Origin of the sequence: Pedobacter sp. Leaf41, assembly GCF_001422545.1 — a bacterium.
Classification (GTDB): domain Bacteria; phylum Bacteroidota; class Bacteroidia; order Sphingobacteriales; family Sphingobacteriaceae; genus Pedobacter.
This window is the reverse complement of record NZ_LMLE01000011.1, coordinates 334274-355872: the sequence shown is the minus strand read 5'-3', so window position 1 is coordinate 355872 and position 21599 is coordinate 334274. Positions and strand designations below refer to the sequence as shown.

The 21599-nt window shown below is 37.8% G+C and carries 14 protein-coding genes; 7 read left to right on the top strand and 7 right to left on the bottom strand.

Translation table 11 applies throughout. The annotated features are described in order from the left end of the window. Position 1: 1 nt before the first annotated feature. Both accC and ASE92_RS19150 read right to left on the bottom strand, forming a co-directional pair. On the bottom strand, positions 2 to 1516 hold the full coding sequence (gene accC / locus ASE92_RS19155) for an acetyl-CoA carboxylase biotin carboxylase subunit (RefSeq protein WP_056851729.1): 1515 nt from the start codon (positions 1514 to 1516) through the stop codon (positions 2 to 4). A 57-nt stretch (positions 1517 to 1573) separates the two neighbouring features. After that, positions 1574 to 2596, bottom strand: coding sequence for a low specificity L-threonine aldolase (locus tag ASE92_RS19150; RefSeq protein ID WP_056851728.1), 1023 nt, complete (start codon positions 2594 to 2596; stop codon positions 1574 to 1576). 220 nt (positions 2597 to 2816) lie between these two features. Between ASE92_RS19150 and ASE92_RS19145 the strand changes: the two genes are divergently transcribed. Next, positions 2817 to 3677: a hypothetical protein gene (locus ASE92_RS19145; protein WP_056851727.1), complete on the top strand. Its 861-nt coding sequence runs from the start codon at positions 2817 to 2819 to the stop codon at positions 3675 to 3677. Positions 3678 to 3801: 124 nt separating this feature from the next. Here ASE92_RS19145 and ASE92_RS19140 read toward each other — a convergent pair whose 3' ends face one another. After that, positions 3802 to 4491 carry an NUDIX domain-containing protein gene (locus ASE92_RS19140; protein ID WP_056851726.1) on the bottom strand — a complete coding sequence of 230 codons (690 nt, stop codon included), beginning with the start codon at positions 4489 to 4491 and terminating at the stop codon, positions 3802 to 3804. Positions 4492 to 4600: 109 nt separating this feature from the next. Here ASE92_RS19140 and pfkA point away from each other — a divergent pair, with 109 nt between their 5' ends. Genes pfkA through gap form a run of 3 tightly spaced genes read left to right on the top strand, consistent with a single transcriptional unit; the run spans position 4601 to position 7441 of the window. After that, a complete protein-coding gene (gene pfkA / locus ASE92_RS19135; RefSeq protein WP_056851725.1) occupies positions 4601 to 5587 on the top strand; it encodes a 6-phosphofructokinase in 987 nt (328 codons plus the stop codon). 2 nt (positions 5588 to 5589) lie between these two features. Next, positions 5590 to 6432, top strand: coding sequence for a hypothetical protein (locus tag ASE92_RS19130; RefSeq protein ID WP_056851724.1), 843 nt, complete (start codon positions 5590 to 5592; stop codon positions 6430 to 6432). A gap of 7 nt (positions 6433 to 6439) precedes the next feature. Then, positions 6440 to 7441, top strand: coding sequence for a type I glyceraldehyde-3-phosphate dehydrogenase (gene gap, locus ASE92_RS19125; RefSeq protein WP_056851723.1), 1002 nt, complete (start codon positions 6440 to 6442; stop codon positions 7439 to 7441). A 671-nt stretch (positions 7442 to 8112) separates the two neighbouring features. On the opposite strand, the gene ASE92_RS19120 is transcribed toward gap, so the two are convergent. Further along, positions 8113 to 8439: a hypothetical protein gene (locus tag ASE92_RS19120; RefSeq protein ID WP_056851722.1), complete on the bottom strand. Its 327-nt coding sequence runs from the start codon at positions 8437 to 8439 to the stop codon at positions 8113 to 8115. 192 nt (positions 8440 to 8631) lie between these two features. Between ASE92_RS19120 and ASE92_RS21785 the strand changes: the two genes are divergently transcribed. Together ASE92_RS21785 and ASE92_RS19115 are read left to right on the top strand one after the other, a co-directional pair. Further along, positions 8632 to 8964, top strand: a complete 333-nt coding sequence (locus ASE92_RS21785; protein WP_369817436.1) for a DUF6660 family protein — start codon at positions 8632 to 8634, stop codon at positions 8962 to 8964. A 49-nt stretch (positions 8965 to 9013) separates the two neighbouring features. Further along, a complete protein-coding gene (locus tag ASE92_RS19115; RefSeq protein WP_056851721.1) occupies positions 9014 to 11200 on the top strand; it encodes a TonB-dependent receptor domain-containing protein in 2187 nt (728 codons plus the stop codon). Positions 11201 to 11354: 154 nt separating this feature from the next. Here the strand turns inward: ASE92_RS19115 and glgB are convergent, their stop codons facing one another. The 3 genes from glgB to ASE92_RS19100 form a co-directional block, all read right to left on the bottom strand. Beyond that, on the bottom strand, positions 11355 to 13319 hold the full coding sequence (glgB, locus tag ASE92_RS19110) for a 1,4-alpha-glucan branching protein GlgB (protein WP_056851720.1): 1965 nt from the start codon (positions 13317 to 13319) through the stop codon (positions 11355 to 11357). Between the two features lie 98 nt (positions 13320 to 13417). After that, positions 13418 to 15880, bottom strand: a complete 2463-nt coding sequence (locus ASE92_RS19105) for a glycoside hydrolase family 31 protein (protein WP_056851719.1) — start codon at positions 15878 to 15880, stop codon at positions 13418 to 13420. 162 nt (positions 15881 to 16042) lie between these two features. Beyond that, complete coding sequence (locus ASE92_RS19100; RefSeq protein ID WP_056851718.1) at positions 16043 to 18961, bottom strand: TonB-dependent receptor; 2919 nt, start codon at positions 18959 to 18961, stop codon at positions 16043 to 16045. 202 nt (positions 18962 to 19163) lie between these two features. On the opposite strand from ASE92_RS19100, the gene ASE92_RS19095 reads away from it, so the two are divergent. Further along, the gene (locus ASE92_RS19095; protein WP_056851717.1) at positions 19164 to 21593 is read left to right on the top strand and encodes a penicillin acylase family protein; all 2430 of its coding nucleotides are present in this window, start codon (positions 19164 to 19166) and stop codon (positions 21591 to 21593) included. Positions 21594 to 21599 lie beyond the last annotated feature (6 nt).

The following is a 21599-nucleotide window of genomic DNA, read 5'->3' as shown; positions in this document are numbered from 1 at the left end:
CTTAAAGTTTAATTCTATTTTTTCTCCAATTGGAGGATTCTGCAACTGTGCTATCCAACTTTTTAGCCTCTTTCTTATTGTCAAAAAGCCTGACTGCAACCAGGGCCGCTATCAAAGCTTCTGTCTCGTCGGCGCTTTTCAGGCTTTTGGCATTAAAGTATTTGCTAACAAAATGAGTATCAAAATCTCCAGTTCTAAACGCTTCATGCTGCATTACAAATTTACCAAAACCCAAAGTAGTTTCGATCCCAGTAATATCATATTCGTCAATTGCCCTGATCATTCTTTGGATAGCTTCTTCCCTATCTTTTCCAAAAGTAATTAGTTTTGCAATCATCGGATCGTAATAGATAGGTATTTCCATGCCTTGCTCAAAGCCATCATCTACCCTTACGCCATTGCCTTTCGGCGTTTTGTAAGTTTGCAAAGTACCAATATCCGGCAAGAAATTATTATTAGGATCTTCGGCATACACACGCAATTCAACTGCATGACCATTTATCTTTAAATCTTCCTGATTAAAACTAAGGGCTTCGCCCGAGGCGATTTTTATCTGTTCTTTTACTAAATCTATTCCTGTAATCAATTCTGTAACCGGATGCTCTACTTGCAAACGGGTGTTCATCTCTAAAAAGAAAAAATCGAGGTTTTCATCCAAAATAAACTCAACCGTTCCTGCACCGGTATAATTTACAGATCGAGCCACATCTACCGCACATCTGCCCATCTTTTCTCTAATTTCGGGAGTTAGCACAGATGACGGCGCTTCTTCTACCACCTTCTGATGTCTCCGTTGAACTGAGCACTCACGTTCGAAAAGATGAACAATATTACCATGCTCATCGCCCAATACTTGAATCTCGATATGCCTTGGTGAGGTAACATATCTTTCTATAAAAACTGCTCCATCTCCAAAAGCTGAGGTAGCTTCACTTACGGCCAACTGCATTTGTTCTTCAAAAGCATTTACAGATTCTACAATTCGCATGCCTTTGCCCCCACCCCCCGCAGCAGCCTTAATTAAAATCGGAAAACCAACTTCGACTGCTCTTGCTTTAGCTTCCGAAACATCTTTTATGGCCTCTTCCGTACCAGGAACCATTGGAATATTATACTTAAGCGCTGCCGCCTTTGCCGATAACTTGTTTCCCATAATTTCCATCGCTTTCGCCGAAGGGCCAACCAATATTAACCCCGCATCGGCAACCTGTTGTGCAAAACCTGCATTTTCAGAAAGAAAACCGTAACCAGGATGAATGGCATCAGCTCCTGTTTCTTTACAAGCCTGGATAATTTTTTCACCTACCAAATAGCTCTGGTTAGAAGGTGCAGCTCCGATAAAAATTGCTTCATCTGCATAGCGAACATGCAATGCATTGCGATCAGCTTCTGAAAAAACAGCAACCGTTTGGATACCCATTTCTTTTGCCGAACGCATGATTCTCAATGCAATTTCACCGCGATTGGCGATGAGGAGTTTGGATATTTTAAGCAATTTCTTTTCTGGTATAGGCATTTGGCTAGAATTAATCTTTATAATTATTTAAAATCTTTGGCAAGAATTAACCTGTTGCTACAAATGTAAAATTATTTCAATAGCCTCATCAATCATTGTCGAAGTTAGATCGAGGTGTGTAACCAACCTAATGGTGCTTGCACTTGTGGTATTGCAGTGAAGGCCTTTTTCTTGCAATTGATCAACGATTTTTTGAGCCGATCCTTTAGCTACTTCGAAAATCAAAATATTGGTTTCTACCGGCATAATCCATTTAACATAACTCGTTCTAGCTAATGCGCCCGCCAATGCTTTTGCATGATCATGATCTTCCTTCAATCTTTCTACATGATGATCAAGTGCATAAATACCTGCAGCAGCTAAAAACCCTGCCTGGCGCATTCCTCCACCAAAAGCTTTTCTGATTTTCCGGGCCTTATTAATCATATCTTTTGATCCCAACAGTACAGATCCTACCGGCGCACCCAAACCCTTTGATAAACAGATTGATATGCCGTCAAAATATTTTCCATAGGCACTTGCTTTGTCGCCAGTGGCTACAAGCGCATTGAAAACCCGGGCACCATCTAAATGCAGCTTTAGCCCTTTTATGTTGCATAAGTGATGGATCGGCGCAATTTGATCCAAGGTATAGCATTTCCCGCCTCCCTTATTGACCGTATTTTCCAGAACCACCAGGCTCGAATTCGGGTAGTGAATATTATCTTCGTTTATTTCTGGCTCAATCAATTCAGGCGTAAGAATCCCCCGATCGCCATAAAGTAACCTCACCGATGCGCCCGAATGATAGGCAATGCCACCAATCTCATATCGATAAACATGAGCAGTTTGATCACAAATTACTTCATCCATTGGTTGCGTAAAACATTTAATGGCAATTTGATTGGTCATTGTTCCGGATGGACAAAATAAGCCTGACTCCATATTAAACATCAATGCCAATTTCTGCTCGAGTGCGGCCACCGTTTCATCTTCCCCGAAAACGTCGTCGCCAACTTTGGCGCTCATCATAGCCTCTAGCATTCCAGCTGTTGGCTTTGTTACGGTATCACTTCTAAAATCTAAAAACCTGCGCTTCATTTTTGTATGAAATGTAAATATTTTTTTACGTTTATGAAAAAAGACCAATGCCTTTTCTGGTATAATTTTAAGGTTTTTAGGCCATTAAGCACGGTATATAGTGTATTTTTTACACACTTAATTTTAAACAACAACAAATTGTTAAAAAATTATTAAAAAAAAAGATACAAAATATAAGAGTTTTTATACTTTTATCGTGCTAAAACCAAAAATAAATAAAATGATAGTAATTGCAGACGGTGGATCAACCAAAACAAATTGGTGCTTGATTAACGAGGCCGGCAGAAAAATTTACTTTAACACCGAGGGTTACAATCCATATTTTTCTAAAGGAGAATACATTGTAAAGTCTTTGAATGAAACTCTTCCAGACCACTTGGAGAGAGAAAAATTAACAGGAGTTTACTATTATGGTGCTGGATGTTCTACCCCGGGTAATGTAAAAATTGTGGCTGATGCCATGAAACAGGTTTTTACTAATGCCGAGATTTTTGTTGGTCATGATTTACTTGCCTCTTGCAGAGCACTTCTTGGAAACGAGCCAGGATTTGCTGCTATTTTAGGTACAGGAACCAATTCATGTCTATATGACGGAACAGACATCACCTTGAACATCGACTCATTAGGTTACTTTTTAGGCGATGAAGGAAGTGGTTCTTTTATAGGTAAACGCATTTTGAGCGATTACATGAAAGGTTACATGCCAAAAGGATTACGTGAAGCATTTTATGATAACTATGCTTTAACAAACGAGGATATTTTCGATAATATTTATAACAAACCGTTGCCAAATCGTTTCTGCGCCAGCTTTAGTAAATTCTTATATGATTTTAAAGATAATTATGAAGATTATGCATTTAGCACAATCGATTATGCTTTTACCTCGTTTTTTGAGGCGTTGGTTATTCACTATCCAAATTATAAAGATCACAAATTGAACTGCGTAGGATCTGTAGGTTATAGCTTCCGCGATATTTTAAGTATTGTGGCTGATAGATATGAAATGGGTGTTGGAAAAATCATCCGCTCACCTATAGACGATTTAGTGCATTATCACTTAGAGTTAGCTCCAAAGAAATAGTTTGGTGTTGGGAGTTTTAAGTTCAGAGTCGAGAGTCATTCTTTATAAAACAAATAAGCCAGATTTGAAATTTCAAATCTGGCTTATTTGTTAAAAGCGCTCTATTCACACTTTGTCTTTTAACTTAAAAAGATATCTCTTTCCCAAAAAGTTTAGCGTATTTTCTCTTATCAAAACGATACAAAGTGGCAGCTCGGTAAGAAACCCCTTTTTGTTTTTCGTCAAGTTCCTTCAAGACACCAAAACTTACAATTTTCTTCCTGAAATTTCTTTTATCAAGCTTTTTACCCAATACCAGCTCATAAACATGCTGCAGTTGCGTTAAGGTAAACTTCTCTGGCAAAAGCTCGAAAGCTATTGGCTGATGTTTAATTCTCCTCTTTATTTTTTCTAAACCTTTATCATAGATCTTTTGGTGATCGAAAGCTAGTTTCGGCAAATCGGTAATGGGTAACCAGTTTGCCCTTTTGGCATAAGTACTGATCGGGCGAAGTTCTTTATCACCACCCAAACGGATCAAAGCATAATAAGCCAAAGTAATTACCCTACCCTGCGGGTGCCTATTCGGATCGCCAAAAGCATAATATTGCTCCATGTAAATGCCACGGAGACCTGTAAGTTCATATAAAATTCTAGAGGCTGATTGATCTAAACTTTCATCGGCACCAACAATGTTACCGGGCAGTGCCCACCAATCTTTAAATGGTTCTTCATTCCTTTCAATGAGAAGGATTTTTAATTCCTTTCCATCAAATCCAAACAAAACGCAATCTATCGAGAATACTGAATCTAAATGAGGTAAAATTTGTTCCAAGGTAAAATTTAGTTATTTTAAGCAGATAAAGGTATGACTTTCAATATTAAGTAAAAAAAATAAAAAAAATTACTTAGTGTAAAAATTACACACTATATTCGTATCATAGATGGAGCCAAATATTAAAAATATAGCTGTACTTACTTCTGGTGGCGATGCCCCAGGAATGAATGCTGCAATCAGAGCTGTTGTTCGTACCGGAATATATCATGGCATTAACATGTTTGGTGTTATGCAAGGATATCAAGGACTAATAACCGATAATATAAAACCAATGGATGCCCGATCTGTAAGTAATATTTTACACTTGGGCGGAACGATTTTAAAGACCGCACGTTGCCTTGAATTTAAAACTGACGAAGGACAACAAATAGCCTATAATAACTTAAAGAAAAATAATATCGATGGATTAGTGGTTATTGGGGGCGATGGAACTTTTACAGGTGCTAAGAGGTTTTCAGAAACTTTCGGCGTTAAAGTAATCGGTATTCCTGGTACTATTGATAACGATCTAGTGGGTTCGGATTTTACCCTTGGATATGATACTGCAATTAACACCGTTATTGAAGCAATAGATAAAATTCGGGATACCGCAGATGCACACGACCGCTTATTTTTTATCGAAGTAATGGGAAGAGATTCCGGCTGTATTGCTTTAAGAAGCTCGATAGCCAGTGGTGCAGAAGCGGTTTTATTACCAGAGAGAGAAACCAGCGTAACCGAATTGATTGATAAACTCGCTTTGGGCGCTGCAACAAAAAAATCATCGAGTATTGTTATTGTTGCCGAAGGACACAAGCAAGGTGGTGCTTATGATATTGCCAAGAAAGTGAAGGAAACGTTTGATCATTACGATACCAAAGTAACCATCCTCGGCCATTTGCAACGTGGCGGAAGTCCAAGTAGTTTTGATAGGATTTTGGGTAGCAGACTGGGATTTGCAGCAGTTAACGCCTTAATTGCTGGAGAAACCGAGCAAATGGTTGGCTTAAAAGGCAATGAAATAAAACTAACCAGCATTGCAGAAGCTTTAACAGCACACAGCTTCAAACTGGAACCTGATTTAATGGAAATGACTGAAGTTTTATCTATATAATCATGATAGCAGTAGTTTACAGTGGATCCAGAACAGCATTTTGGAAATTAACCCAAAATGGACAGGTTGTAGGACATTGCAATACGGCTGGTATTAATCCAACTTTTGTAGATTCGAAAATGCTGCTGCAGATTTTGAATAAAAAGGTAGTTTTAGTTAACAACGCTGAAAACATAAAGAAAATTTATTTCTTCGCCGCCGGTGCTTCATCGCCTGGTCGTAAAGAAGAACTCTCAAAAACTTTATCTTCATTTTTTAGGTATAGTAAGGTTTTTGTTGAGGATGACTTATTTGGTGCTGCAAAAGCTGCATGCTATGATAAGCCAGGGATTGTTGGCATGTTGGGCAGCGGCTCACATTGCGCTTATTTCGATGGCAAAAAACCACTAATGAATAATTTTGGATTAGGCTACATTCTTGGAGATGAAGGTTCATCAAATTATTTTGGAAAAATGCTTCTGAAAGATTTCTTGAGCGAGAAATTGCCAGGAGATTTGGAAGCCAAATTTATTGGAAACTACAATTTAGATCGCCCTCAGATATTAGAAAGAATATACAATAAGCCACATGCGAATATTTTTCTAACTTCATTTTTTGATTTTTTTACACAAAATATTGAACATGAATACGTTATCAAGCTAATTGATAATGGATTTGAAAAATATTTCCAAACCTACATTTTACCTACGGTAGAAAAATATGGAAAAGAAGATATCCATTTTGTGGGTAAAGTTGCTGCAGAATTAGAAGACAGACTAATAATTACCGCAGCGAAGCATCAGATTAAAATAAAAACGATTATTAAAGAACCAATACTAAATTTATTAAAACATTACACTAATTAACAAAACAATGAGCAAAATTGGAATAAACGGCTTTGGCCGTATCGGCAGACTGGTTTTCAGAGCTGCCCTTAAAAGAGGATTAGATATTGTAGCAATTAACGATTTAATTGAGCCAGATTACATGGCTTATATGTTAAAATATGATTCAACTCATGGCAAGTTTGACGGAACAATTGAAGTTGTTGATGGAAATTTAGTTGTTAATGGAAAAACAATCCGTGTAACAGCAGAAAGAAATCCAGCTGATTTGAAATGGGATGCTGTAGGTGTTGAAGTAGTAATTGAATCTACTGGCCTATTTTTAACTCGTGCAGATGCTGAAAAACACATTGCTGCAGGTGCTAAAAAAGTTGTTTTCTCTGCACCAGCTAAAGATGCTGATATCCCAACTTATGTAATGGGCGTTAACCACCATAAATTAACTGCAGATCAAACTATCGTTTCAAACGCATCATGTACTACAAACTGTTTAGCGCCAATTGCTAAAGTTTTAAATGATAACTTCGGTATTGTAGAAGGTTTAATGAGCACGATCCATGCCGTTACTGCAACGCAAAAAACTGTTGATGGTCCTTCTGCTAAAGACTGGAGAGGTGGCCGTGGTGGTTTCTCAAACATCATCCCTTCATCAACCGGTGCTGCAAAGGCAGTAGGTATGGTACTTCCAGAATTAAAAGGAAAACTTACCGGTATGTCATTCCGTGTTCCTGTTGCCGATGTTTCTGTTGTTGACTTAACAGCACGTTTAGAAAAACCAGCAACTTACGAGCAAATTAAAGCAGCTATGAAAGCAGCTTCTGAAGGTGAATTAAAAGGTGTATTGGCCTATACTGAAGACGAAGTGGTATCATCAGATTTTATTGGCGATGATCATGCTTCTATTTTCGATGCAAAAGCTGGTATTTCATTGAATGATAACTTTGTTAAAGTTGTTTCCTGGTACGATAACGAATGGGGATATTCATCAGCCCTGGCTAAATTCGTGGAATACTACGGTAGCTTGAAATAAATTTAAATAAATATTAAAATTAGGAAAGCGGCAATGTTTCAAACATTAGCCGCTTTTTCTATATAAAAAAATATTTCACTAATAAAATTAAAATTATTTTGTCCAAATTTTATCTTCTAAAATCTTTTTTAGCCTATTATTCCTTTTAAAAATAAATAATTCACTATAAAAAGAACAAAAAATTCGCTCATCCTTAATTTTTAACCTTTAATTAACAATCTGGTAGCTTAAACAGATTGAAAAAATCACGATTTAACAATTACTTAACATAATTTCAGCTTATATTTGCATGCAAGTCGTTTTTAAAGCCTCAATCTTTCAAAAAATGAATTGTAAATAAAAAATGACAAAAAAAATACTCAAAAATTTCTTAGTGTATTTTTTACACTATGAATTTTTTTACTATATTTGTAGAGTAATAAACGGAACGATGTTTGTTTACAATTAAAAAGATAAAAACATCCTTACTGAAACTTAGGTTTCGAATAGGATTTAAGACAAAGCCTGGCTCATAACAGGTTTATATTTGGTTAGAAAAAAAGGAGACGCTTGGATGAGGTCTCCTTTTTCTTTTACAGCAAATTTCAACTAGCTGATTGAGTTTTTTCCAACGAACAATAGTTGTAATAATCGTTTAGGATTATAAACAAAAACAGCTTGATAAGCTTTAACTAAGAGTTAGCTTTTGAAAGATTAATATGTTTTGCTGCAATTTGATTTATCCAAGTAAACAGCTTGATCTTGTTTTCATCATAAGCCGGAATTGAATACCAAACTTCAATAAAAACATTTTCCAAAATCACCTCTGCCTTGTCCTGATCGACAAAAGCTCTGAGTATATTGCCGTAAATGGCAGAAGCATATTTATGATAAAGCATCTTAAATGCACCATCTTCTTTTGCTTTTAACCGATCTGAGAATGCCACTTCATCGGATAACCAAAGTTTGAAGGTTTTATCTGATTCGTAATCCTGAATTTCCGTGGTTGACAACTGCATTTTGTAGGGCTAATAAACTGATAACACAGTGATGCCTATATTGTTCTTTAATGCTCAGAGAATCAAACAACTGACTGGAATACAACCTTAACGAGTAAATTTTCCATTTGAATGGACAGCATTGTTTATTACTAAATTTAAAAGAAATTAAAATCCAGAAGTATTTAGAGATGATTTGTACCTTTGCCCAGAATGAAGATCTTAATCTATTTATTGAGCTTTATAATCATCAGTTTATCCTGCATCAATTGTGAGGATGTTATTGCTATGGTTAGTCATTCTGAAATATTGAGCGTCAATATAGAAAAATCTAAAGGCATAACTAAGCAAGATAATTGCTCTCCTTTATGTACCTGCAACTGTTGTGGTCAGCTTTTGATAGCAAACGTTCCGGTTTCTATTCCAAAAATACTGAAAAGATCAATTCCAAAAAAAGAGTCAAACGCTTACAACAGTAATTTCATCTCCAGCTACGTACAAAATATCTGGCAACCGCCAAAATTGAATAAGCACTTTAACGGATAACCGTTGAATTCAGGACTACATCCATTTATTCAATTTTACAAATACATCAATGCGAAAAATAATTTTATTGTTCTGCACACTTTTGTGCATTACAGCGGCCTATGCACAGAATTCAGTTAAAATAATAGTTAAGAATAAGAACACCAAAGGCGCTTTGAGTGATGCAACGATCTTATTAAAAAATACCACTATTGTTGTTAAAACTTCAGCCGATGGCATAGCAGTACTCGGCAATATCCCAAATGGGAAGCAAACACTGATTATCAGAAATGTCGGTTTTCAGGAACAACAATTAGCACTTCTATTTCCTAATAATCAAGATCAACCATTGGAAATTTTAATGGAAGAAGCTGATGAAGAACTCGAAGAGGTGATTGTATCTTCTACCAGAACAAGCAGAACTATCCAAAATACGCCTACCAGAGTAGAAACCATCGAACTGGAAGAAATAGATGAAAAAAGCAATATGCGCCCGGCAAATGTGTCCATGATTTTGCATGAAAGTACCGGTATTGCAGTACAACAAACCTCGGCAACAAGTGCAAATGCAAGCATTAGGATCCAGGGTTTGGATGGGAGGTACACCCAACTTTTAAAAGACGGTTACGCCAGTTTTGGAAATTTTGCCAGCGGATTGAGCATTTTAGAAATCCCGCCGCTGGATTTAGCCCAGGTTGAAATTATCAAGGGTCCATCTTCTACCCTTTTTGGTGCTGGTGCAATTGCAGGCGTGGTCAATTTTATATCACGGTCTCCGAGAGAAAAAGCCGATCTCAATTTCATCCTTAACCAATCGAATGTTGGGCAAACCAATATCGGTGCTTTTAGCATGCAGCGAAACAAAAAAATTGGCTACAGCCTACTTGCACTTAGTAATTTTCAAAAGGCATACGATGTAGATAAGGACGATTTTACCGAGCTGCCGAAAACCAGAGACTTCACCATTCACCCTAAGCTATTTATTTATCCAAGCAATAAAACCACCATTGTTATTGGCAATGCGTTTACAAAGAGCGAAAGAACTGGAGGGGACATTTTTGTAGTAAACGATGGCGTTGATGCGAATCACCGTTATTTTGAGGCTAATAATACCACCCGAAATACCACGACACTAGATTTCAGCTATCAAACTGCAGAAAAAGATTTGCTAAAAGTGAAAACTAGTTTCAATTATTTTAAACGTGGAATAGCCATTCCCTATTATAATTTTAATGGGGTGAACTATAACTCGTACACTGACATTAGTTATTTAAGATCTTTGAAAGATCAAAGTTTAATTTTTGGTACTAATGTAGTTTATGATAAGTTTAATGAGCAAGATCAATCGCTTTTTAAAAAGGATTTCACAACCAGAACAGCTGGCGTTTATGCACAACATACCTGGGATGTTTCGGATAAGTTTAAGTTGGAAAGCGGTTTGAGGGCCGATTTCGTTAACTATTTTAATGCCAATTATAGTGAAAATGAGGTATTCATTTTACCCCGTGTATCTGCACTATATAAATTTGATGATCATTGGAGCTCGAGAATTGGCGGTGGATTAGGCTATAAAACGCCTACCCTTTTTACAGAGCAAACAGAAACTTTCCAATACCAAAACCTGCAAGCACTAAATAATGTAAAAGCAGAAAGAAGTTATGGTGGAACCGCCGATGTGAACTATAAAACAAGCATAGGAGACGATTGGCTACTTAGCTTCAATCAGATGTTTTTTTATACGCGAATTAATAATTCTACTATTCTGTTGCAAGAGACCAATGGTAACTTCTATTTTGATAATACCAAAGCACCCGTTAGGAGTTTAGGTTTTGAAACCAATGCGAAAATAATTTTCCACGAATATTTTAAACTTTTTGCGGGTTATACTTTTACTGATGCAAAGGCCGATTATCTACCCGTAATCCAAAATATTAGATTGCTACCAAAAAATAAACTTAACCTGGCTTTACTTTATGAAAAGGAAGGAAACTTCAAAATGGGTTTAGAAGGTTATTTTACCGATAAACAATACTTATACAATAACCAGCAAACCAACGCTTTTTGGGAGTTTGGTTTTATGGCCGAAAAGATTTTTGGAAAGTTTTCAATTTTTATAAACGCCGAAAATTTTACCGACACCAGGCAAAGCAGATATAAAAGCGTAGTTAACGGATCGCACCTAAACCCTACGTTCGATGATATTTGGACCCATACAGAAGGTAGAACGTTCAACGGCGGCATCAAGTTTAAACTATAACATTTTATTTATAGGAATAAACTTGTAACTATCAACTCTTATCGTATCTTTGCACCCTCCTTGGAAGCTTCCACTCCAAGGATTAAGAAAGCCTTTCAGCAATGAAAGGCTTTTCTTATTTAGGCATTCTTTTCATCAGTAACTGAAAATACTATTATTTACTCTTGAAGATGGTAACAGCCAACGGCGGTAGCGTAATATCAATCGAATATTCTTGATGATTATAGCCAACAGCGTTAGGAACAATATCTCCCTTATTATTGATGCCGCTTCCGTAATAGATGATATCATCAGAGTTAAATATTTCCTGCCATTTGGTTTTAAAAGGCACTCCAATACGATAGTTTTCCCGTACTACCGGGGTAAAATTCAAGGCAATTATTAAAGTATCTTTCGCCTTTGGTCCCTTCCTCATAAATGCAAAAACCGATTCGTTTGCATTATCGGCATCCAACCATTGAAAGCCTTCATAACTAAAATTAAAATGATACAGCGCAGGCTCTTTCCGATACAGGAAATTCAATGCTTTTACCGTTTCCTGCATCCCTTTATGTGGTGCATATTGAAGCAAATGCCAATCTAATGATTTAGTAAAGTTCCATTCATTGGTATCTGCAAACTCATTGCCCATAAAAAGCAATTTTGCTCCGGGATGAGTAAACATATAACCGTAAAGCGCCCTTAAGTTGGCAAATTTTTGCCAATCATCTCCAGGCATTTTATACAGCATAGGCGATTTACCATGAACCACTTCATCATGCGAAAAAGGAAGCATGAAGTTTTCGGTAAAAGCATAAGTCATGCTAAAACTCAATTGATTATGATGGTGCTTTCTACCCAGCGTATCAACCTTGAAATATTTTAAGGTATCATTCATCCAGCCCATCATCCATTTCATACCGAAACCTAAACCACCCGCATGAACCGGATGCGTAACGCCAGGATACGTGCTGCTTTCTTCGGCAATGGTTTGAACCCCTTCGAAATCACCATATACAGCCACATTAAGATCTTGAAGGAATTTAATTGCGCCGAAATTTTCAGGACCACCCTGATCGTTTGTGGCGGCATCACCATCCTCACGAGAGAAGTTGAAATACAGCATCGATGCCACCGCGTCAACACGCAATCCGTCGGCGTGATACTGATCCAGCCAAAATATCGCGTTACTGATTAAAAATGAGCGCACTTCTGGCCTGTCGTAATTAAAAATATAAGATTTCCAATCGGGATGAAACCCCTTACGCATATCGGCATGCTCATATAAATGCGTTCCGTCGAATTCATAAAGGCCATGTCGGTCGCCAGGAAAGTGCGATGGAACCCAATCTAAAATGACCGCAATATTCGCTTTGTGAAGTGCATCAATCAAATACATCAAATCTTCAGGTGTTCCGTAACGGGAGCTTGCACCGAAGTAGCCCGTTATTTGGTATCCCCAACTTGGAAAGAATGGAAACTCCATAACCGGCATTAACTCTACATGGGTAAAACCCATTTCCTTAATATAAGGAACCAATCGGCCCGCAACCTCCCTGGCAGTTAACACTCTTTCAGGATTGCCAGGATCGCGTTCCCAGGAGCCCAAATGTAATTCATAAACCGAGATGGGTTGATCGAGTGCATTAAGCTTTGGCCTTTTTGCTAACCATGATTTATCTTTCCAGGTATAATCGGTATCCCAGATAATAGATGCTGTTTGCGGTGGATGTTCCCATTTACGGGCATAAGGATCGCCCTTTAAATGTTCAGATTCATCAAATCCTTTAACAAAATACTTATATACATCACCTTTTACCAAACGGGGAAGAAAACCTTCCCAAATGCCTGATTTATCCCAACGTTTATTTAATGGATGAGCCGTATTATTCCAATCATTAAAATCTCCAACAACACTTACTCTTGTAGCATTAGGCGCCCAAACAGCAAAATAAGTTCCAGCGGTTTTCTCCAGAACAATAAGATGAGAACCCATTTTTTCATACAACCTAAAATGCTTACCGACCAAGAAAAGATCAATATCATAATCAGTAAACAAACTGTGTACCCAAACTGATTTACTGGTGTCGATTTTTGTTAAAGCTGCTTTTTTATCTGAAACTTTCTTCGTTTTTGACATAATCTTTTTGGCTATACGTATTTAGATGTGAGATCGGAGTTAAAAACCCCAAATAATCATTAGCCCCAAAAACTAAACAGCATTTGGGGCTAAAAGATTTAAAGACTTAAAATCTGTATTTCAGCAAATGTTTTAAGGCACTTAAAGTGAAGAATATTTTTATCATCAGTATAAAAATCAGTTATCTCTTTATTATCCACTATAATTTTTTTCACCTTAAATTTAACGCCCATTACATTACAAGCATAAAACTCATAATTAGGTGTATACAAGCCTTCTATCCGTTGATTAACTTTCAAAAGCTGGTTATCTGCTTTAACAGTAAACTTTTTTTCTAAGTAAATATCTTGCTCAAACGCAAAAGTATCGCCGTGATCTTCATACATGTATGAGTTTACTTCGTAATCGCTTTGGTAAATATTTAAAGTTACTTCTGTGATTGATTTCTCATCCACATACTGCATCACCGGATATTCTGGAATAACCGAACCTGCCCTAACAAACATTGGCATACTATCAATCTTTGCTTCCACCGTATATTCGTTGCCACCGTCTAACACTTCATTGGTCCAGAAATTATACCAGGTTCCTTTTGGAAGATATACTTTCCTTGAAATTGCGCCTTGCTCTAAAACAGGACAAATCAATAATTTATCTCCATAACAAAATTCATCCTGGCGGAAACTGTTGCTGATATTTTCTTGCTCAAGCATCACTAGTGGACGCAATATTGGGAATCCATAACGGTGATGCTCCCAGAAAACGGAGTACAGGTAAGGCATTAAACGGTACCTCAACTCAATAAATTTTCTATTGATATCTTCAAAGAATTCGCCAAAGCTCCAAGGTTCACGTTCTGCGGTATCACCTGCAGAGTGTGCTCTCATAAAAGGCGAAAAAGTACCCAGCTGAATCCAGCGGGTGAATAATTCGCCATCAGGTTCACCACTAAAACCGCCAATATCGGTTCCGCAAAAAGGAACGCCTGAAACTGATAAACGCTGGCATTGAATGTTACCAATTTTTAAATGTTCCCAAGTGGCAATATTATCCCCAGTCCACACGCTGGCGTAGCGCTGCATACCTGAATAACCAGCACGGGTGATGGTAAAAGGACGTTTATTGCGCATCAGCTTTTTCAAACCTTCGTAGGTTGAACGCACCATTTGCATACCATAAACATTGTGTGCCTTGCGGTGCGAGCCACGGTAACCGTCGTAATTATGGCGAACATCGTTAGGGAAAGTGCCCGAACCAAAAACTGCAGGTTCGTTCATATCGTTCCAGAAACCCGCAACGCCCATATCAACTAATTCTTCATATAATTTGCCCCACCATTTCCGCACTTTAGGATTTGTAAAATCAGGAAACTGGCAACGGCCCGGCCAAACATGGCCTTCCATAAAATAATCATCGCTTCGGCGGCAGAAATATTTATTGTCCTTTCCTTCTTTGAAAACCCAATAATCATCATCCACCTTGATTCCCGGATCGATCATCACTACAGTTTTAAAACCATCATCAGAAAGTTCTTTGATCATTCTGCGTGGATCAGGGAAATATTTTTTATTCCAGGTGAAACAACGATAACCATCCATATAATCGATATCCAAATAAATGGCATCACATGGAATTTTACGGTTTCTAAATTGTTTCGCTATTTCTTTTACTTTAGTTTCAGGGTAATAACTCCAGCGGCACTGTTGGTAACCTAAAGTCCATTTTGGCGGCATAGGGTGCGTACCCGTTAAACTTGCATAACGTTTAACCACATCCATGATATGTGGACCATGGATGTAATAGTATTGCAATTCTCCTCCATCTGCCCAAAAACTCGTTTTAGAAACATCTTCGCCACCAAAATCGAAATACGATTTGAAGGTGTTATCAAAGAAGATTCCGTACGCAGCCTGATTATGTAGCCCGATGTAAAAAGGTATTGTTCTGTAAAGCGGATCCTGATTCCAGCCGAAAGAATAAGCATCGGTGTTCCAGTTTTCGAAACGGCGACCACGTAAATTGAAATTACCCGATTTATCACCTAAGCCAAAGAAGTTTTCTTCGGGATGGCATTTTTTCGTGGCATAAATATAGTAGCCTCCAAAATCGGTGTTTTCTTCCCAGTGCATAGAATTCGCCTCATCAACCATCACCAAGTTGGTAATGTTATCATAAAATGAAACATGAAAATTGGCTTTTTCTATTTTACAAGTAACCGAATGGGTTGATACCGTGTAATGATCTTCGTGCTCCTGCATTTTAAATACAGAAACTTTTTGATCTACTTCAGGTACTGCGTAAGAAAAATCATCTAAAAATACACCATGTGGCGCCAGGCGAACGCGAATAATTTCATCGCTCACTACGCGGATTTCTACCTTAGCATCACCATCTGAAAAATAAAAACGGTTACCTTCTTTCTTAACTTTCTTTACTGTGCCAAGATATTGTTTAACAATAGGCTTAACAGATATATCAACTGGGTTATTTAGATGCTGTATTTCTTGTTCTTTTTCAATCAGATCACTTACCTCGTTCGTTTTGTCGTTATTCTCTTCCATCCTTATTTATTCAAAAATTTAATTTAATAGCTCTTAAACTGGGATGTGCTTAAGAAAGTACTATAATACAAATATTTTATAAAAGGGGGGTATTAAATAATAAATAAAAAGCCCCCGAATATTAATATCCGGGGGCTTCACGAAAGCGAACATTTTTAATCCCTATGGATTGAAAGAGAAGGCCAAATAATATATAGCACCCGCTGCTGGGTTACCATAAGATGTAATGTAATATTTGTTCATCACGTTAGAACCTCCCAATTTAATAGACGATTTAACTGATGGGATTTTGTAACTCACCTGCGCATCTAAAGAGCTGTAAGCTGGTACATCGCCTGAGGCAAATGAAGAGTTCCAATAAAACTTATCTTGCCAACGGTAAGACAAGTTAAAACCTACGTTTTTAATAATTTCTTTATTTCCAAAACCCAGGTTGAAGCGAACTTTTGGTGTATTAAAATCGTTAATATAATTTACCGGAAGATCGCCAATTTGATTGTACGATACGTTTCCACTAAAATTGTAGTTACCCACTAAATAATCTAAACCTAACGCCGCACCATAAGAGGTTACTTCCCCTTCAGCATTTACCGGAACGCCAAACTTTACAAAAGTTGGACTGGCTAAAGTGCCCACGTTTTGGTAAACATCTACAGCAGTAATAAAATCTTTGTAAATATTGTAGTAACCATAAGCATCAATCAATAGGTTCGGCAAGATTAATCCTTTGTAACCTAACTCATAAGACTGCACACTTTCCGGACGAACACCTCTTGCATCGAAAGTATATTGCTGCAATAAAGCAGGGTTTGGCGTGCCTGTTGCAGCTGAAGCCAAGAAAGCACGGTAACTCACATCGGTAAAGGCTTTGTTGGTATTCAAATTGTATTTACCGAACATAACTTCAGGCAAACCACCTATTAAACGTTGAGAACCGCCTCCAACTGATAAATCGATGTATTGATTTTGAGTGGTTGGATTGCGATAACCAGTTTGGTAAGAAGCTCTGATGTTATTGTTTTTAGCTACAGTAAAAACCCCGGTAATACGTGGTGTAAAACGGCCTTCGAAATTCATGCTTTTATCATAACGACCAGCGAAAGTAAATTTCACTTTATCGTTAAAGAGTTTTTTACCTATTTGAGCGAAAGCACCGTATTCATTAATGTCGATAGAACTGGTTAAATCGTTAAAGATTGTTCCTGCCGAATTTAAATCGTACAAACGATATGAAGCACCCACTTGAAACTCTACCACATTGTTAAAGGCATTGGTAAAATTGTACATTCCTTCGTAGTGGTATAAATTAGACTTATCATCAAACTTAGCACCGTAAACACCGCTACCAAAATTAGTGGCGCTTATGTTAGTGTTCATAATATTTTGTTTCGCGGTTTCAAACTGTGGGCTACCTGGCTCAAATCTACCTTGATTAGCTACGCCTCTTGCAGTTACATGGGCAGCAGCATCACTTTGTCCGGCGGCTCTTGCACCTACGTAATTCCCAATATATTGTGGAAACCAAGTGGTTGATGCTTTAGTTACTTCATTAATATAACTTCCTAAAATAGACGAAATGTATGAATCGCCTGAACGTTCTTGGGTGGTGTAACCTTTAATAGAGAAATCTTGCCCTTTAACCTCTAATTTGTACTGACCAATATTGAAATTACGCAAAGAGTAACGATCAGAACCCGTGTAAACTGAAGTTCCTGTGCCCCAATTTGCCTGTGCAACTGCTTGAATAGTATTGGTGATGTTATAATATACTGCTCCAGAAGCTTTTAATGATTTGGTATCATAATCTACCAAATCACGCTCATTATAACCTGTTCTCGAGACATTTTGATCGGGAATTAAATTTGCTTTTAAGCCCACATAAAATGGAAGATAATTTTGTACCGCAGGACGTAAGCCAGCTGGCAAACCAGCCAGAAAACCCGCCTGTTGTGCCGCATTAGGAATAGCTGCCCCAAAAGCCCCATCCATCAAAGCTTTAATATTTGGAATAGCACCACCAGAACCAGCATTGATTCCTGATATAGTTGCATTTTGAACACTTAAAGCTACATTACGCATATTCTGACTCACCTCATCGCCATAAACATTTATTCCATCGTAGTTGTTGTCGCTATTGCGGTCTCCAGATTTGAACGTTCTTGCATTGCGATCAAAGTTCGAATAGTTGGTTCCCATCCAATCTTTCGCTTGTAAAAACGAGAAAGCTGCCTTAACGCCAAATTTATTATTCCATGATTTTGCCAAACGAACATCCAATTGGTTGAAAGGCTGGACGCTGCTGTTATCATCATTTACGTGGTTAATGCCTGTTTTGTATTGAAAACTTGCACCCTGATATTTGAACGGATCTTTAGAAGTCATTAATAAAGTACCATTAATACCACCAGCGCCATATAAAGCCGATGAAGCTCCTGGTAAAAGTTCTACATTATCTACATCAAGTTCCGTAATACCCACAATATTACCAACTGAAAAGTTCAAACCTGGCGCCTGGTTATCCATTCCATCGATGTATTGATTGAAACGGGTATTGCCATTTGAGTTGAAACCACGTGTATTAATGGATTTGAAGGTTAAGCTCTGCATGCTACTTTCTACACCTTTCATGTTGTTCAAGGCATCATAAAAAGATGGTGCTGCAATTTCTCTAATTGAAGCAGCGCTCATTCGCTCGATAGAAACAGGCGATTCTAATATACGTTCTGGAGTTCGGGATGCAGAAACTACTACGTCACCCCCTAAAACTACAGCGGCTTCTAATTCAATGTTAATTCCGGCAGTGTTGCCAGTTACCTGACGCTCTACTGTGCCATAGCCTACATAAGATGCCACTAAAGTAAATGGCACTTTTGCAGATGTACTGAAAGAAAAACTTCCATCACCAGATGATGCAGTACCGCCAGTTTGACCTTTTATGGTTACACTTACTCCAGCGAGGCCTTGTTTTGATTCCTTATCCTTAACGGTTCCACTAACCGTGATGTTCTGTGCCTTTGCCGCAATATTTATTGCAAATACAAAAAATAACACATACAAGATTTGTGTAAAGTTCCTACTCATAAATGATTAAAATTTGGTTAGTTGTATTATTAGTTAGGATAAACTTAAATGCTTTTTTTGAATTAAACAAATTATGTTTGCATAATAATTTCGATTCATTTTATAATTTGGATTGATAATCAGTTTGTTGTATTTTCATTCAATTAAAATCACCATTTTACTTTATCTTAGTCACCTGATAGTTTTCAGCTAACCATTATTTATGAATAAAATTAAAGCTCTATTCTGTGTAATAATTCCCATCACACTCGCCTTTTTATTTAATACCAAAATTGGCCAAAACCCACCGCTGCTGAAATTTCTGAACCCTTTTATGGGGTTTTGGCAAAATGCTGAAAACAATCATTTTATTTTTAATCATAAAGCAAAAATTAAAGGCGCAATTGATAAAATTGAAATCGCTTTTGATGACAGAATGATCCCTCATATTTTCGCCCAAAACGATCATGATCTTTATTTGGCACAAGGTTACGTAACAGCCATGCATCGCCTTTGGCAAATGGATTTTCAAACGCGTTTCGCCGCAGGAAGAATTAGTGAAGTGGTTGGAGAAAAAGCAATTGAAGTTGATCGTTACCAACGTAGAATGGGCATGGTTTATGGCGCTGAACATTCGCTAAAAGGAATGATGGCTGACCCAAAAGCCAAAGAAATGATTCTAGCTTATACCGAAGGGATCAATGCTTATATTAAAACCCTTTCTCATTCTAATTATCCGCTGGAATATAAGTTACTGGATTTTAAACCTGAAAACTGGACGCCTATTAAGTGCGCCCTGTTATTGAAACAAATGTCGGCCGTTTTGGCAATGGGTTCCGACGAGTTTTATATGACTAACATCTTGAAAAAATTTGGTCCTGAAGTCACTAAAGATCTTTTTCCTGATTATCCTTTTAAAGAAGATCCAATCATTCCTGTGGGCACCAAGTGGGATTTCACCCCTTTACCAACCCCAAAAACCCCTCGAAGCTTTACCGATGCCACCACAGGCGATGTAAAAACAAAAGAAAAGATTGAAGGTATTGGAAGTAATAATTGGGCACTTTCTGGTTCAAAAACGGCTTCTGGATATCCAATTTTAGCCAATGATCCACACTTGGACTTAACGCTTCCCTCTATCTGGTATCAGATTCAGCTACATGCACCTGGGGTAAATACTTATGGCGTTTCGTTACCTGGTGCGCCAGGAGTAATTATAGGTTTTAACCAGAAAATTGCCTGGGGCGTAACCAATGTTGCTGCCGATGTGCTTGATTTCTATCAGATCAAATTCAAGGATTCATCCCACAATGAATATTGGTACAATAACAAATGGAACAAAACAACCAGGCGTTTAGAAAACATCAAAATTCGTGGAAGCAAAGATGAAATCGATACGGTTTACTATACGCACCATGGCCCCGTAGTTTACTTTCAAAAACCTAAATATGGCAGAGCCGATAACGTGCCAGTTGGAGATGCATTGAGATGGATTGCCCACGATCGATCGAACGAATTGCTGACTTTTTATTATCTGAACCGAGGAAGTAACTATAACGATTACCGCAAGGCACTCACTTTTTATACCGCACCAGCTCAAAATTTTGTGTTCGCCAGTATAGATAACGATATCGCCATTACACCAAATGGAAAATTTCCACTAAAATGGAAAGAACAAGGTAAGTTTATTTTAGATGGAACCGATCCGGCTTATGATTGGCAGGGCTGGATTCCAGCGGCTCAAAACCCAACAGTCAAGAATCCACCACGTGGCTTCGTAAGTTCGGCAAATCAATCCTCAACCGACCCAACTTACCCATATTACATCAATTGGGAATTTGCGCCTTACGAAAGAGGAAAGAGAATTAATGATCGCTTGGGCGCCATGAGCAAAGCAACAATGGATAGCATTAGGTTAATGCAAACAGATAACTACAGTATTTTGGCTCAAAACGTTCTGCCTGCAGTCGTACCGTTGTTAAACCCAGAAAGTTTAAATGCGACACAAAAAGAAGCCTTGAGCTACATAAACAAATGGAGCAAACGTTATGATGCGGATGAAATTGCAGCCAGCGTTTTTGAAATATGGACCAAGCGTTTAGCTTACGATATCTGGAATGATGAATTTGTAGTGAAAGGCATTCCGATGCGTTATCCTTCGAGAGACCGTACTGTGGAAATGATCTTAAAAGAACCTAATGCCAAGTGGTATGATAACATCAACACAAAGCAAAAAGAAACACTTCCTGATTTGGTAAATGAAGCCTTCAAATACAGTTGCGATAGTTTAGAACGCCGTTTTGGCCCGATAAATAAAGATTGGCGATGGAGCAATGTAAAGCAAACGAATGTACCACACCTGGCGAAAATCCCGGGTTTTGGTTCCAAAATTCTCCAGATTGGAGGAGCAAAAAGCACCATCAACGCCATCAGCGAAACTAACGGACCATCATGGAGGATGGTGATTGAATTAGGGAAAACGCCAAGAGGTCATGGTGTTTACCCAGGCGGTCAATCTGGAAATCCGGGCAGTAAATTTTATGATAATATGGTGGATACCTGGGCAAGTGGCCAGCTGTATGACTTGTTTTACATGCAAACTCCTGACGATCAATCTGGAAAAATAATCTCTCGTTTAAAAATTTCTAAATAGTTTAAA

What these genes read in the sequence shown, in the direction of transcription:
- accC (WP_056851729.1), bottom strand. Translation starts at nt 1,516, where the DNA reads ATGCCTATACCAGAAAAGAAATTGCTTAAAATATCCAAACTCCTCATC.
- ASE92_RS19150 (WP_056851728.1), bottom strand. Translation starts at nt 2,596, where the DNA reads ATGAAGCGCAGGTTTTTAGATTTTAGAAGTGATACCGTAACAAAGCCA.
- ASE92_RS19145 (WP_056851727.1), top strand. Translation starts at nt 2,817, where the DNA reads ATGATAGTAATTGCAGACGGTGGATCAACCAAAACAAATTGGTGCTTG.
- pfkA (WP_056851725.1), top strand. Translation starts at nt 4,601, where the DNA reads ATGGAGCCAAATATTAAAAATATAGCTGTACTTACTTCTGGTGGCGAT.
- ASE92_RS19130 (WP_056851724.1), top strand. Translation starts at nt 5,590, where the DNA reads ATGATAGCAGTAGTTTACAGTGGATCCAGAACAGCATTTTGGAAATTA.
- gap (WP_056851723.1), top strand. Translation starts at nt 6,440, where the DNA reads ATGAGCAAAATTGGAATAAACGGCTTTGGCCGTATCGGCAGACTGGTT.
- ASE92_RS19120 (WP_056851722.1), bottom strand. Translation starts at nt 8,439, where the DNA reads ATGCAGTTGTCAACCACGGAAATTCAGGATTACGAATCAGATAAAACC.
- ASE92_RS21785 (WP_369817436.1), top strand. Translation starts at nt 8,632, where the DNA reads ATGAAGATCTTAATCTATTTATTGAGCTTTATAATCATCAGTTTATCC.
- ASE92_RS19115 (WP_056851721.1), top strand. Translation starts at nt 9,014, where the DNA reads ATGCGAAAAATAATTTTATTGTTCTGCACACTTTTGTGCATTACAGCG.
- glgB (WP_056851720.1), bottom strand. Translation starts at nt 13,319, where the DNA reads ATGTCAAAAACGAAGAAAGTTTCAGATAAAAAAGCAGCTTTAACAAAA.
- ASE92_RS19105 (WP_056851719.1), bottom strand. Translation starts at nt 15,880, where the DNA reads ATGGAAGAGAATAACGACAAAACGAACGAGGTAAGTGATCTGATTGAA.
- ASE92_RS19100 (WP_056851718.1), bottom strand. Translation starts at nt 18,961, where the DNA reads ATGAGTAGGAACTTTACACAAATCTTGTATGTGTTATTTTTTGTATTT.
- ASE92_RS19095 (WP_056851717.1), top strand. Translation starts at nt 19,164, where the DNA reads ATGAATAAAATTAAAGCTCTATTCTGTGTAATAATTCCCATCACACTC.